Origin of the sequence: Larkinella bovis, assembly GCF_042655385.1 — a bacterium.
GTDB lineage: Bacteria > Bacteroidota > Bacteroidia > Cytophagales > Spirosomataceae > Larkinella > Larkinella bovis.
The window spans coordinates 85421-99817 of the sequence record NZ_JBHSMA010000015.1 but is presented as its reverse complement, the minus strand read 5'-3'; the positions used below and the strand labels follow the sequence as shown (position 1 = coordinate 99817).

The window sequence follows — 14397 nt, the reverse complement described above, 5'->3', positions numbered from 1 at the left end:
TGAACAACTTACTATGAATTACCGCCCCATTTTCATTCTGCTCGTGCTGCTGGGCCTCTTCGGTTCCGGCAGCCCTGCGGTTGCCGCCGAAAAAGAATTTCCGGTGCCGCCTTCGTCGCCCAACCGCCTGTTTTACATCCAGCGGAGCAACAACACCAATACCGTCATTTACGAAGCCAATATGGTAGCGGGCCACCGGCTGAACCCCGAAGAACCGATGAGTGTTTACTGGATTCGCTACGCCGAACGTGGGCAGCGGGAACGACTGTCGCTGTTTCAGTGGAAGATGGCGTATGGCTACAAACACGAGTCCGCAAACCGCCCGGAAGCCGGTTTCGAGATTCACCTGAATGCCTTCAAAAAACGCGCTATCTGGGTTGATCTGCAACAGGGAAAACCGGTCGCGCTAACCACCATCAACGGCCGGAAAGCCTGCCTGCAGAAAGTTTTTGTCCAACTGGATTCCGATTCCGGCCTGGTTCCGAAAGTCCGCTACATCGAACTGTTTGGCACCGATCCCGTGGCCGGTGTACCCGTTTATGAACGGATTATGGTGTAAAAAAAGGTAGGCCGTACCATATGGATTCCCGGGACCAGTAATCCATCGATAGGTAAGTCATAAAAAACCGCCCGGCTTCGTTGCCTCCTGCTTATCTTTGGGGACACACGAATCCTTGAAATAATGCCGGAAAATAGCTCCCCTGACCTCGCTCCCATCACCCGCCACCTGCGGGCCATGTTTGGGTCCCGCTTGCTGATTGCCGCGGTTAACCATCTGGCGGTTTTTGAAGAACTCCGCAACGGTCCGCTTTCGGTTTCCGAATTAAGGCACCGATTAGTACTGAATGAACGCCCAGCCAGCGTGTTGTTTCCGGCACTTTGTGCGATGGAACTGCTCGAATACAACGAAACCGGATCGCTGCAACTCACCGATCTGGGCCGGCATCTGGTCCAGGGCCATACGCCCAACCTCATTGGCTACGTCGGGCTGGAAAAGGACGACCCGGGCGCGGTCGAAATGGCCGTTCGCCTGCGGAACGATGGGCCGCTGGATACTTCCCAGGGGGTTTCCTTCGTGAAAGATGACGACGCACCGTCGCCGATGGACGATGCCGAACTGTCCCGGATGTTTACGCTGGGCCTGGCCGGACGGGCGCGCAAATTGTCGCCGATTGTCGCGGCCAACCTGCCGAAAAGCAACGGTCATTTGCTCGATGTGGCCGGTGGAACCGGTTTTTATACCTTTGAGTGGCTCCTGCTGAACCAGCAGGCTACGGCCACGATTCTGGATCGGCCGGCGGTTCTGGCGGTGGCCTCGGAATTATTGGATGAATTTTCCCAAAGCGGACGCCCGGGGGCCGAAACCGTCAGGGAACGCGTGACGTTCCGGGCCGGGGATATGTTAACCGATGAATTACCCAACACAGATATTCTACTGGCTGCCAGCCTTTTCCACGACTGGCCCACCGAAACCTGTCAGATGCTGGCCACCCGGTTTGCCACTGCCATCCGACCGGGTGGCGAACTCTGGGTACACGACGCCTTTCTGAACGATGCGCTCGACGGCCCGCTGGCGGTTACGGACTATTCGGCCCAGCTGTTCTGGAATACCAAAGGCCGTTGCTACAGCCGCCAGGAATACCGGCAGTGGTTTATAAAAGCCGGTTTACAGCCCACCAACGAGAACATTCCAACCCAAATGGATTATGGTTTGATCCGGGCCCGAAAACTCTAGGCCGGCCGCTTCCCAACAGGATAAACAGCCTCTAGTCCGCCATTCTGCTCAAAAAGAATGGCGGACTATTTATTTGGTAAGAACCTAGTTTACGAGTAGCGAATTTATCCAAATAATAGTTATTTATGTGCAAAAAATCCCGCATCTATCCATGAAAGTTGTTAATCGCCTTATGAAAAATCGTTCATTCCTTCTCCCCTCTGCCATTGACCAACCCAGCGTTCTCGTTGTAGAGGACAAGGTCGATGAACAATTGATTCTCCATTACATTCTGCGGCAACAACTCCAGGGTGTATTGCCCGTGGGAGCCACTTCCGGGCAGCAGGCCTTGACGTATCTACGTAATTGCTATACCCACCAACACACCTTACCCGGGTTGATCTTGCTGGATTTATACCTGCCGCGACGCGACGATGGCTGGAAACTGCTGCGCAAGCTCCGCGCGCATCCTACTTACCATTCGATTCCGGTGGTAATCATCAGTGCGTCAACGGATACAAACGATCAGGAGCAGTCGTACCACTGGGGCGCAGCCCTGTTCATTACAAAACCGATCCGGCCGCAGGCCTGGCAGGAGATTCTCCGGATTCTCCCGCACCAGATGCCGATCTCCTGAAGCCCTTTATTTAGCCTGACCGGCTTTTCGCATGATTTCAACCACCCGCTCGACGGGCAGTTGCTCAATTCGGCTTCCCTGGTGTCCGGTCATGGTTCGGGCGGCAAATAGGGAGTTGATGATGGCTTCTTCCGTAGCTTCGATCGCGGCCAGGAAACAGGGCGAAACATCGTCGTTGCGGAGCAGTTTCATTACATCGAGCGACGTTTTCGAGACATTCGGAATCCGGTTAGCAGTCGAAACCGCAATCACGTAATCCCCGCTACCGTTGGACGCCATGCCACCCGTACGGGCTAGCCCCATAAAAGCCCGTTTGGCCAGCCGTTTCAGGTTGCGGGCATCTAGGGGGGCGTCGGTCAATACCACCATCATGCACGACCCATCCAGTTTTTCCTTAAACGAAAACTTTCCCAGTTCCACCCCTACCGGCACGCCCGCGATTTGCAGGACCCCACCGAAATTGGTCTGCACCAGCACCCCCACGGTATAGCCGCCGAGCGAAGCCGGAAGTTTCCGCGACGCCGTGCCAATACCGCCCTTGAAGCCGAAACAAACCGTACCCGTTCCGGCCCCGACATTGCCTTCTTCCACCGCGCCGGTTTTGGCCTGTCTGATCGCATCCAGGACATGCCGTTTCGTGACCGGGCGGCTGCGGATGTCGTTCAGGCCGCCGTCGTTGGTTTCGCCAACCACCGGATTCAGCGAGCGAACCGACTCGTTGCCGGGTTGCGCCAGCGTATAATCGATGACCGCATCGGCCGCCGTCGGAACGCCCAGCGTGTTCGTCAGCACAATCGGGGTTTCGAGCGTCCCCAGTTCCTCGACCTGGCTGTAGCCCGTCAGCTTGCCAAAACCGTTACCGATGTAAATGGCGGCCGGACATTTGTCCTGAAACAGATTGCCTTCGTGCGGCAGAATGGCCGTCACGCCCGTCCGGACGCTCTGGCCTTCCTGCAGGGTCACCTGCCCGACCCGCACGCCCGGCACGTCGGTAATGGCATTCAGAGAACCGGTGGGCAGCACGCCGAAGCGGATACCGTACTCGCGCGGACGTTTCATGGGTTGGGCAAAGAGCGTATAACCGGCCAGCAGGAGCAGGACCGTCAGCAGGTGGCGACGTGTTGGTTTCATATTCCCCAAGATAGGAAACGGACTGCAAACCGCTAGGTAATCTTTTTCTTCCGGCGTCGCAACCGCAGCATTTTGTTGATGTCTTCTTCGGTGGTTTGGTCGCCGAGGAGAATTCCCCATTGTTCCAGCCCTTCAACCCGGTCAAAAATAACTTTCAGTATGGCAATGATCGGAATCGACAGAAACATTCCCGAAACGCCCGCCAGCGCCCCGCCGAGCAGCACCCCCACAATGGACACCAGCGCGTTGATGCGCACTTTGGAGCCGATAATGACCGGCACCAGAAAGTTGTTGTCGATAAACTGCACCACGAGAAAAACCACTACCACGCCCGCCAGGGTGCCCAGTTCGGGATGATTGACAAAGGTCACAGCCACCGCCAGGCCCGTTGCAACCAGGCCCCCGATGTACGGAATCAGGTTCATGATGGCGGCAATGATGCCCAGCAAAACCGCGTACTGAACGCCCAGAATCAGCAAACCAACCGAGTTCAGGACCGCAACGCAGGCGGTTTCGGTCACCAGCCCGACCACGTAGCTCTGAATAACCGACCGGACTTCTCCCAGCACTTCCCGCACGCGCTCGGTATGCTGATCGGCGAACGACCGGATGATGAACTGGATCAGCATGGCGCGGTAATACAACAGTAGAAAAATATAAATCGGCAGAATCAGCAAGGTTCCCAGCGGTCCCGTAATAACGCCCAGGGTGCCAGACCCCTGCAGGGTATCCATCGTCTGGGCCTGGGCTTTTTTGAGGTATTGTTCCTGCTGGCTGTAGCTGACGTTATACTCCCGCCGAATCCAGCGCCGGGCGTCTTTATAAAAATCGTTGAGGTTTTTTTTCAGCTTCGGCCAGTCATCCGTAAAATTGGCCAGTTGCATCGAAATCAGCATGGTCAGCCCCACCAGCACCACAATCGCCAGCAACAGCGCCAGACTAATGGCGACGGTTTTGGGAATACCCCGCCGGATCAGCCAGGCTTCGACCGGGCGCAGCAAAACCGCCAGCAAACCGGCCATGGCGAAGGGAACAATGATATCCTGACCCAGGTAAAACCCGGCCATGATCAGCGCCAGGGCCAGGAGGGTGTGCGAAAGACGGTGGTAGAATGGCGGGGTAGTGGTTGATGGCATCGGGATGTCGGGCTTTCGGGCCAATGATTCAAGCAACCGAAGTTGTCCATAATTCTTGAATTCTTCTCCGAACGGCCCCTAATTTTCAAAAACTTATGGCAGAATACCCGAATTTCGACCGTCTTGCCGTTTTTTTCCCGATCGATAGCGCCTGAATACCCGCTACCACGGGTTGGTTAACCCCTTCCGGGTCATCGGCACGCTGGAAATCCTGGGCTGCTGAACCTTTTGCCGGTTCGCACTCCGGTAGCCGCGGTCGGCTTCAGTATCGTTCTGGTTGGCGCGTCGGTCGTGCACTACAAAAGGAGTACAAGGGCTGCCATTTTTGCCCTGGCGGTTCTCGTAGCCTGGTACCGTTTTAACGATCCGGGCGAGTTCTCCCCTTTGTTTACTTTCCTTCAGGTCGGAAATGGCATTTCCGATCTATTTCAGGTACAGTCTGGTAAATAATTTAAAAAATTGAATGTTTTGGCCGATTCAGATTTCTGAGAAAATGTGCCCCACCAGTAACAAACTTATTTTTTTCATAGCATTTTGTGATTAAATGGTAAATAATACAGCGAAAATCATATTACTAATAAAAATATTTTGACCACTTACGGTTGTACTTATTTAACAATTAGGTAACTTTGTAATAACATATAAAGACTAGTTTTCGGGCCGGTCTTCTTCCACCGTACTACTTCATTAAGCGTCATTTTCATTCATGTTACCAAGCGACTTTTAAGTTTACGCGTGTATGTCTTTTCCATTGACCCAGCAACAAGCTGAATCATCCGATTTCCTGAAAACTTTCCCACAGTTCGATTGTCTGTCCGACGCGCTCTACCGGCGGCAATGCATCGACAAACGGACGGGCGAATTGCACAGTATCCTGCGGCTGGACAAACGGCGCTACTGCGTGGTTCCTCCGCACTGGACAAAACCCCTGGAAAAAGCCGGTTACGCCATCGCGGTTCGCTGACCGCAAACTGATTTTAGCGCTCACATTGCTTTTTGGAGTTGGTTAGCCGGGCAATCCGTCCTACCTTGCCAACATGAAAAGACAGATCCGGGAAATCCGGTATTTTCTATCTGGTCAGCATTTTTCGGATGGCCTGCGGATCACGCTGGCCATCCTGATTCCTTCCATTCTTTTTTATCAGTTCGGACACTTCGAAACCGGTCTTCCGCTTTCGCTGGGTGCTCTGTGGGTAAGCATGTCGGACGCGCCGGGTCCCGTCATGCACCGGCGCAACGGGATGCTGGCGACCAATCTGGTGGTCGTGCTGGTGTCGCTGATCACCGGTTTTGTTCGCCTGAACGTCTGGCTGCTGGGCGTTGAGATTGCCGTTTTCAGTTTTTTCTTTTCGATGTTTGCCCTCTACGGCAACCGGGCCACGTCGGTCGGTTCGGCCGGTTTGTTGTCCATGATCCTGATCATGGACCGGGAGCTGGAACCCATGGCGGTCTGGCAATACGGGGCGCTGGTCGGTGCAGGCGGGTTCTGGTACATGGCCATCAGCCTGTCGTTTTCGCAATTGCTTCCCTACCGCACGGCCCAGCAGGCCCTGGGCGAATGCATTCACGAAACCGCCAGGTTTCTGCTGATCAAGGCGGAATTTTACAGCATCCGGACGGATTTGCAGGAAGACTACCGGAAACTGGTCGCGCAGCAGGCCGTCGTCAGCGAGAAACAGGATGCGGTGCGCGAGGTGCTGTTCAAAACCCGGGTGATCATGAAAGAATCAACCTGGACGGGCCGCGTTCTGGTACTCACCTTCGGTGATATTGTCGATCTGTACGAGCAGATCGTTGCGATGTATTACGATTATGCGTCGATCCGCGAGCGCTTTGGTAAAACCGGGGTCCTGGAAGACATCGCCCGGATGATCCGGCAACTTGCCATCGAACTGGACTACCTCGGTCTGGCCATTCAGTCGAACCGCCCCCACAAAAGCCGCATGGACCTGATGCGGCACCTGGAACGGCTCAAAACCCGAATCGACGAACTCGGCGGGCCGGAGAAGGAAGGCAGTACCCTGGTCCTGAAAAAAATCCTGATTACGCTCCGTAACCTCAACCAGCGGCTGGCGGATATTCACTCGTATTCGCCGACCGAATGGAGCGAAAATTCAAAACCGAACGAAGACCCCGAATACGGCCGTTTCGTGTCGCATCAGGAAATCGACCCCAAATTGATCGTCAACAGCCTGACCCTGAACTCCTCCATTTTCCGGCACTCGCTCCGCGTCACCAGCGCCTGCCTGGTGGGGTTTATCGTCGCCAAATTTATTACGTATGGGCAACACAGTTACTGGATTCTGCTGACCACTTCGGTGATTTTGAAACCGGCTTTCAGCCTGACCAAACAGCGCAATTACGAGCGAATTATCGGAACCCTTCTGGGCGGCCTGATTGGCGTGGCCGCGCTGCTGCTGATTCCCAGTCCGGTCGGTTTGTTCTGGTTCATGTTACCGCTCATGCTTGGTGCGTACAGCTTTCAGCGCACCCATTACATCGTGATGGTGATTCTGATGACGCCCTATATTTTAATTTCCCTGCGGTTTCTGGGCCTCGGCGGCATCAGCGTGGTCGAAGAACGCGTGCTCGATACGCTGATCGGCTGCGTCATTGCCTTTGCGGCCAGTTACCTGTTTCCCAGTTGGGAGTCGGAACAATTGAAGGGAATGCTGCACGATGTGTTGCTGGCCAACCGGAATTACCTGCGCAAGCTGGCCGACAGCCTGTCGGGAAAACCGCTGACGCTGACGGACTATAAACTGACCCGCAAGGAGGTGTACGTCAGTTCGGCCAACCTGGCTGCGGCTTTTCAGCGCATGACCTCCGAACCGCAGAGCAAGCAGTGGCACAGGAACGACATTTATGAATTTGTGGTGCTGAACCACATTCTGTCGTCCAACATTGCCACCCTGGCTTCGGTCCGGCTGGCGAATCCGCAACTACCCGCGTATCCGGCAGACCAACTGCGTCCCCTCCGGCGTTCGCTGACAGTGTTGAACGAAAGCCTGAAACGACTCGACCCCGAAGCAGCCAAAACCGCAGCGGAACCGACGGTTCCAGAAATCATTCCAGCCGAAAAAACGGAAGCCCAACCCACCGACGATCGTTCGCTGAAAGAACAACTCGATTTTATTCAGAAGATTAGTCAGGATATCAGCAAGCTCACCGACACAATTCTGGCGTGAGTCGTCCCGGTTTTACGCCTGTCATATAGCCCCGAATCCGTTTGTAAGATATTGCTTTCGCTACTTGGCATTGCATAGTACCTTTGAATCAACAATAAACAACAAACGAACAGAAAAGTAAACAACTAAACTAATAAAGCCATGACAACGAATCAGTTGCACCGTATTCCTTCCGAAGCCATGCTGGGTGGCGTTTGCGCCGGACTGGCAGATTACTTCGGTATTGATAAAGTATGGGTCCGTCTTTTTTTCGCCCTGATGCTGATTTTACCGGTTTCGTTCCCGATCGTTATCGTCTACATTGTGCTGTGGATGGTCATGCCGAAGGGCGAACGGTATTATCAGGCCCAGCCGGATAACCGACCGAGATAACCATTTGTGAATAACACAACAACCGCCCCGGAATCGGGGCGGTTGTTGTGTTTGAAAGCTTTTTGAATTAATTTTCAGTTAGCATTGAAAGCAAAACCATAACGGTAGCCAGCGTATTAATTGGTATGAATCAAACCAATATTCAGCCTTTATTGGCTTCTTTCAAAAAAGAAGCTCAACGACTGTATCAGGATCGTCTGGCTGCGCTGTACTTATTTGGTTCGTACGCCCGTGGAGATGCTGGTGATGACTCGGATGTGGATATTCTGGTGGTTCTGAATGATGAAACGATTTCACCGTTTCAGGAAATTGAAGCAATGGGTGATTTCACATTCGAGTTGGAGCTAGCCCACGAAAAACCCATTCAAGTCATTCCAACCACAAAAAGACAGTTTAACAAGCTTTCCAGCCCTTTGTATTACAATGTCAAGCGGGAGGGGGCAAGTTTTATGAATGGTTCGATTCAAATTTTACTCGAAAAAGCTGATACAGCGCTATAAGACACTCATTACATGCACTTTAATTAGAGATATAAATCTTTGCATGAAAATCAACCAATAACAATAGTAGCCACTACCAGAAAAGCTATACAATTATCGCTAAACTTGCGGCCAATCATGATTTTATCTTTCATAGCCGATCTTCTTCGATATTTGGCCTTTTGCAACAAATGCTAACTCTATCATTGCGATGCTATTAACTCAAAGTCAAGCAGATTACCTCTTGGCCCTTCCTAAAGAAGTGAAAAATGAAGGTAAAATGATAGATTTGTCGGAGAACAAGATTGTTCTTGACCTTGTTTCACCTGAAGACGATGAATGGAAATTTTCCTTTCACATATTTTCAAGCACCAAAATTTCTTTCAGAATTAATCTGCATCACCAAGAAGCTAGATCAAAAACTGGTCTACTAAGAATAGATTTCGGAGGTAGGCACTGCAACCCTGTAGAAGTAAATCATTTTGTACCCAATATTGCAGCACCTTTCGCAGGTAAGTGGATAGAAAAACCGCATATCCATTTTTTTGTAGAAAGTTATTCTCCATTAGCTTGGGCAATTCCTTTGACTGAATATAAGGCATTTCCCGTCTTAGTGGTAAATAATAAAGATGATTTACTTAGAGCGGTTTTAGCATTTTCGGATAAAATAAACATTACTTCTCATTTTTCTATTCAGCATTCTATATTATGATAGACTGGATTAATCCATTGATGAACGACTATCATCAATGGCTAAAAGATAAGACGGTCATATTTTCCGATAATTATACCGGATGGGTCGCTATTAGTACTCCTTTTATTGGCATCTTTAATGACGCAATAGAAATATACGCAAAACTCAATGGTGATAAAATATTATTATCTGATAATGGTGAAACAATAAATAATTTAGACTTAGTAGGAGTATTTGTAAATAGAGGCAATAAAAAAGATTTCCTTGAAAGGATCCTTTTAAATTATGGCGTTAGACTTAAAGATGATGAGTTATGGATAGAAGCTACAGTAAGTAATTTCCCACAAAAAAAACATAGTATTCTATCTGCAATGATAGAACTTAACGATTTATATACGCATTCAAATACAAAGTTTTCTTCTCCCTTTAAAGATGCAGTCAGAGATTACCTCGACTCTAAAAATATTATTTATACTCCTGATTTTATTTCAAAAGGCTCAACAGGTATAGAATTTGTATTTGACTTTCAAATTGCGTTAAAAGATAAAGAAGTAGTCTTAAAATCATTTAATTCATTAAATAAATTAAATATCCCAAGCTTTCTTTTTGCTTGGGATGATATTAAACCTATTCGCGAAAAAACTACTAAAAAAGCAGTAAAAGCAATTGCTGTAATAAACGATGAGAAAGGTGTTAAACCTGAATTTTTAGATGCCTTGTCCCAGAAAGAAGCTGATTTTATTTTGTGGTCACAAAAAGATATTGGTGATTCGTTCCAAAAGTTAGCTGCATAAAAAAGGCCTGCATTAATACAGGCCTTTTTATTTAGATTTCTTTCCTCAACTACCGCAAGCCTCACAGCCTTCCGGATTGTCCAGCGAGCAGATCATCGCGGCATAGGCGGCTTCGGCTTCGCTGACCTGCACCGGATGCGCAGCGGCTCCTTCCTGCGCAAATTTCTCGTAGTTCAGCGGTTTTTCCATCGTTTCGGCCAGCACCGGCTCCAGTTGTGCCGTGGCCTGTTTTTCGACCGTAAACTTCACGGCGTCGGCTGCGGCTTTCGTACGGAGGTAGTACATACCGGTTTTCAGACCGCGCTTCCAGGCGTGGAAGTGCATCGACGTCAGCTTGCCGAAGTTGGCATCCACCATGTGGATGTTCAGCGACTGCGACTGGCAGATGTACGCACCCCGGTCGGCGGCCATGTCGATGACGGTTTTCTGCTTGATCTCCCAGACGGTTTTGTACAGATCCTTGATGTTCTGCGGAATACCGGGGATGTTCTGCACCGATCCGTTGGCGGCAATCAGCATATTTTTCATGCGGTCGTTCCACATGCCCAGCTTCACGAGGTCTTTCAACAGATACTTGTTAACCACCACGAACTCGCCCGACAGCACGCGACGAACGTAAATGTTCGACGTAAACGGCTCGAAACACTCGTTGTTGCCCAGAATCTGGCTGGTCGACGCCGTCGGCATCGGGGCCAGCAGCAGCGAGTTCCGAACGCCGTGCTGCACCACTTCTTTCCGCAGCGACTCCCAATCCCAGCGACCGGATTCGGGCGTTACGCCCCACATGTCGAACTGGAAGATACCCTGCGAAATCGGCGATCCTTTCCAGGTTTCGTATGGACCGTATTGTTTTGCCTGTTCCATCGACGCCGTCATGGCGGCAAAGTAAATCGTCTCGAAAATATCCTTGTTCAACTGCTTCGCTTCCTCCGATTCGAACGGCATCCGCAGCATGATGAAGGCATCGGCCAGGCCCTGAACCCCCAGGCCAATCGGCCGGTGGCGCATGTTCGACCGGCGGGCTTCCTCCACCGGATAGTAGTTAATGTCGATGATTTTATTCAGGTTCTTGGTGGCCACCTTCGTGATTTCGTACAATTTCTGGTGGTCGAACCGCAGCACACCGTCCTGGCCTTTCGTAATATACTTCGGCAGGGCAATCGAGGCCAGGTTACAAACCGCTACTTCGTCAGCCGCGGTATACTCGATAATTTCCGTACACAGGTTCGACGACTTGATCGTACCGAGGTTTTTCTGGTTCGATTTCGAGTTGGCCGCATCCTTGAACAGCATGTACGGCGTACCGGTTTCGGTCTGCGATTCCAGAATTTCGTACCACAGATCCTGCGCCTTCACCTGCCGGCGATACCGGCCTTCGCGTTCGTACTGCTCGTACAGTTCCACGAATTCGTCACCGTAGGTATCGGCCAGACCCGGGCACTCGTGCGGACACATCAGCGACCAGACGTCGTTGTCTTCCACCCGCTTCATAAACAGGTCCGGCACCCAGAGGGCGTAGAACAGGTCACGGGCGCGGAGTTCTTCCTTGCCGTGGTTTTTCTTCAGTTGCAGGAAATCGAAAATATCGGCGTGCCAGGGCTCCAGATAAACCGCAAACGACCCTTTGCGCTTGCCCCCGCCCTGATCGACGTACCGGGCGGTATCGTTGAACACCCGCAACATCGGGATAATCCCGTTCGAGGTTCCGTTGGTCCCTTTAATATAGGTTCCCGTTGCGCGAATGTTGTGGATGCTCAGACCAATCCCGCCCGCCGACTGCGAAATCTTGGCGGTTTGCTTCAGCGTGTCGTAAATGCCCTCGATGCTGTCGTCTTTCATCGTCAGCAGGAAGCAGCTCGACATCTGCGGTTTTGGTGTTCCGGCATTGAACAGCGTCGGCGTTGCGTGCGTAAACCACTTCTCCGACAGCAGATTGTAGGTTTCAACGGCGGCCTCTACGTCGTTCATGTGAATCCCGACGGCTACGCGCATCAGCATATGCTGCGGACGTTCGGCAATTTTGCCGTCCATCTTCAGCAAATACGATTTTTCGAGCGTTTTGTAACCAAAATAATCATACCCGTAATCCCGATCATAAATGATGGTCGAATCGAGCAGGGCGGCATTTTTCCGCACCACATCGTACACTTCCTTCGAAATCAGCGCGGCATTCTCGCCGGTTTTCGGATCGATGTAATTGTACAGCCGTTTGATGGTCCCCGAAAAAGACTTGTTGGTCTCTTTGTGCAGGTTCGAGATGGCCATCCGGGCCGCCAGAATCGCGTAATCCGGGTGGCGGGTGGTCATCGACGCTGCGGTTTCAGCCGCCAGGTTATCCAGTTCGGTCGTTTTCACGCCGTCGTAAATCCCGTTGACCACCTTCATCGACACTTCGATCGGTTGCACATAGGCGGGATCCAAGCCGTAGCACAGTTTCTCAATCCGGGCCGTGATTTTGTCGAGTTTGACCGACTCCCTGCGGCCGTCACGCTTGATTACGTACATAATATGTTATGGGATGTTATTGTAGATATATGGAAGAATAGATGGACTCTCGTTTTATGATTCCTTAAAGGTACTATGGACTACTACAACAAAGCAAAAAGGAATGTTCACGCTTACCAAAGTAACTTAGAAATGTTCTAACCAGTGGTAATATTAAGAAACTGTTAAGAGCTTATGCAGAATAACTTAGGAAAAGCCTATCGAGAAAACAGTCTAAAAAACTTGATAGGCATAATTTAGCGAACGGTTTAACTCCTCTTCTAAAACACTGATTGTTACCGAATTGTTGCCCAAAATGCCGAAAAAGCCATAAAAAATCAATCGAGAGTAACATACTTTTTTCGACCGAAACAAAAGCTAGTAAAGTGGTTGGAAACCAATCAGAAAGTCTGTACCTTTGCACTCCCTAAATCCATGCGGCACCGACAGCGGGACCGATGGCAAGACATTCAACAACTGATTCATTTTTTGTATTTTTTATATTGTCATGAAAAAAGGCATCCATCCAGAGTACAGAGATGTTGTGTTCTGGGATCTGACCAGCGATCACAAATTTCTGAGCCGCTCGACCATTCAGACCAAAGAAACGATCGAGTTTGAAGGCAACACCTACCCGGTGGTGAAAGTCGAAGTAAGTTCGGAGTCGCACCCGTTCTACACGGGTAAAAACGTTCTGCTCGACACCGCGGGTCGCGTTGATAAATTCCTGAAGCGCTACGGCAGCAAGAAATAACCGTATCCGTTTTTACAAAAAACCGTCACCCGCAAAAGCGGGTGACGGTTTTTTATGGCCCCACGGCTCGACCGCGCATACGAATCAATTTGACGTAACGCCTTTTATACCGGTATTTTTGACCACGAACAGGCAGCCCGCCAGCGGTTGTTCCCGCAATTCCCGTTCGGTCAACCCGGTTTTGGCCGACGTAATGTACAAATCCTCCAGAGAATCGCCCCCGAACGTACAGGACGTAATCCGGGCGGCCGGTAAATCTATCTGCTGAAGCCGTTCGCCCGTATCAGGATTGCACCGAACCACCTTCCAGCCATCCCAGAGCGCAATCCAGAGCATGCCCTTTTCGTCGATGGTCATCCCGTCGGGAAAACCGTCTGCTTCCCCAAACTGAATCACCACCCGCCGGTTGGTAATCTCTCCGGTCCCTAACTCGTAATCGTAGGCCACCACCTGCCGGGTCGGCGAATCGATGTAATAAAGCAGCCGATGGTCCAGACTCCAGGCCAGCCCATTGGAACAGGTTACATTCTCGACCTTGAGCGATACCGAACCGTCCTCGTTCAGCATGTACAACGCCCCGGCACCGGGTCGCTCGTCCAGGGCCATCGTGCCGGCCCAAAACCGCCCGGCGGGGTCGCGCTTGCCGTCGTTGAACCGGTTTTCGGTTAAATGAGCCTCCGGATCGGCAATGGGAACGACGGTTTCGTTTTCCAGCGAAATCTCATGAAACCCGTGTTGAAGAGCCGCTATGAAGTTACCGGAGGGTAGCAGCGCAATGGCACCCGCCATCTGACCGGTTTTGAATTCGCGATGTTCACCGCTTTCCGGGTAGAAAGAATGGATTTCTCCCGGCAGAATATCCAGCCACAGAATTCGTTTTTTGGCCGCGTCCCAAACCGGCCCTTCGCCCAGCTGGCAGGAGTAATTCAGGACAACATCCCAGGTTGTATGATTCATAAGTTAGTTGTGGGTTACGATTTATAGTTTACGGTTTTCAATTTACGGCTTACGGTG

Annotated in this window: 14 protein-coding genes; 10 read left to right on the top strand and 4 right to left on the bottom strand. The window is 51.2% G+C overall.

The window, feature by feature from the left end; translation table 11 throughout:
- Positions 1–13 precede the first annotated feature (13 nt).
- The 3 genes from ACFPMF_RS25795 to ACFPMF_RS25785 all read left to right on the top strand — a co-directional run bounded on the left by ACFPMF_RS25795 (position 14) and on the right by ACFPMF_RS25785 (position 2351).
- Positions 14–559 (top strand): DUF4833 domain-containing protein, encoded by a 546-nt coding sequence (locus tag ACFPMF_RS25795; RefSeq protein ID WP_379850616.1) that lies wholly within the window; start codon positions 14–16, stop codon positions 557–559.
- Between the two features lie 123 nt (positions 560–682).
- Positions 683–1735, top strand: a complete 1053-nt coding sequence (locus ACFPMF_RS25790; RefSeq protein WP_379850613.1) for a methyltransferase — start codon at positions 683–685, stop codon at positions 1733–1735.
- 172 nt (positions 1736–1907) lie between these two features.
- Positions 1908–2351 (top strand): response regulator, encoded by a 444-nt coding sequence (locus ACFPMF_RS25785; protein WP_379850611.1) that lies wholly within the window; start codon positions 1908–1910, stop codon positions 2349–2351.
- A 6-nt stretch (positions 2352–2357) separates the two neighbouring features.
- On the opposite strand, the gene ACFPMF_RS25780 is transcribed toward ACFPMF_RS25785, so the two are convergent.
- Positions 2358–3482, bottom strand: a complete 1125-nt coding sequence (locus tag ACFPMF_RS25780; protein WP_379850609.1) for a DmpA family aminopeptidase — start codon at positions 3480–3482, stop codon at positions 2358–2360.
- Positions 3483–3514: 32 nt separating this feature from the next.
- Positions 3515–4618, bottom strand: a complete 1104-nt coding sequence (locus tag ACFPMF_RS25775) for an AI-2E family transporter (protein ID WP_379850607.1) — start codon at positions 4616–4618, stop codon at positions 3515–3517.
- A gap of 739 nt (positions 4619–5357) precedes the next feature.
- Here ACFPMF_RS25775 and ACFPMF_RS25770 point away from each other — a divergent pair.
- The 6 genes from ACFPMF_RS25770 (at position 5358) to ACFPMF_RS25745 (ending at position 10145) form a co-directional block, all read left to right on the top strand.
- On the top strand, positions 5358–5582 hold the full coding sequence (locus ACFPMF_RS25770; RefSeq protein WP_379850605.1) for a hypothetical protein: 225 nt from the start codon (positions 5358–5360) through the stop codon (positions 5580–5582).
- A gap of 73 nt (positions 5583–5655) precedes the next feature.
- A complete protein-coding gene (locus ACFPMF_RS25765; protein WP_379850603.1) occupies positions 5656–7806 on the top strand; it encodes an FUSC family protein in 2151 nt (716 codons plus the stop codon).
- A gap of 141 nt (positions 7807–7947) precedes the next feature.
- Positions 7948–8178 (top strand): PspC domain-containing protein, encoded by a 231-nt coding sequence (locus ACFPMF_RS25760; RefSeq protein ID WP_379850601.1) that lies wholly within the window; start codon positions 7948–7950, stop codon positions 8176–8178.
- Positions 8179–8303: 125 nt separating this feature from the next.
- Positions 8304–8678: a nucleotidyltransferase domain-containing protein gene (locus ACFPMF_RS25755; protein WP_379850599.1), complete on the top strand. Its 375-nt coding sequence runs from the start codon at positions 8304–8306 to the stop codon at positions 8676–8678.
- 190 nt (positions 8679–8868) lie between these two features.
- Positions 8869–9369, top strand: coding sequence for a DUF6978 family protein (locus ACFPMF_RS25750; RefSeq protein ID WP_379850596.1), 501 nt, complete (start codon positions 8869–8871; stop codon positions 9367–9369).
- On the top strand, positions 9366–10145 hold the full coding sequence (locus ACFPMF_RS25745; protein WP_379850594.1) for a DUF1828 domain-containing protein: 780 nt from the start codon (positions 9366–9368) through the stop codon (positions 10143–10145). Before ACFPMF_RS25750 ends, ACFPMF_RS25745 begins: the two co-directional genes overlap by 4 nt.
- A 45-nt stretch (positions 10146–10190) precedes the next feature.
- Here the strand turns inward: ACFPMF_RS25745 and ACFPMF_RS25740 are convergent, their stop codons facing one another.
- Entirely contained in the window at positions 10191–12650 is a 2460-nt protein-coding gene (locus ACFPMF_RS25740) for a ribonucleoside-diphosphate reductase subunit alpha (RefSeq protein ID WP_379850592.1), read from the bottom strand.
- A gap of 487 nt (positions 12651–13137) precedes the next feature.
- Between ACFPMF_RS25740 and ACFPMF_RS25735 the strand changes: the two genes are divergently transcribed.
- Positions 13138–13383 carry a type B 50S ribosomal protein L31 gene (locus tag ACFPMF_RS25735; protein WP_379850590.1) on the top strand — a complete coding sequence of 82 codons (246 nt, stop codon included), beginning with the start codon at positions 13138–13140 and terminating at the stop codon, positions 13381–13383.
- A gap of 84 nt (positions 13384–13467) precedes the next feature.
- On the opposite strand, the gene ACFPMF_RS25730 is transcribed toward ACFPMF_RS25735, so the two are convergent.
- Complete coding sequence (locus ACFPMF_RS25730) at positions 13468–14340, bottom strand: SMP-30/gluconolactonase/LRE family protein (protein WP_379850588.1); 873 nt, start codon at positions 14338–14340, stop codon at positions 13468–13470.
- Positions 14341–14397 lie beyond the last annotated feature (57 nt).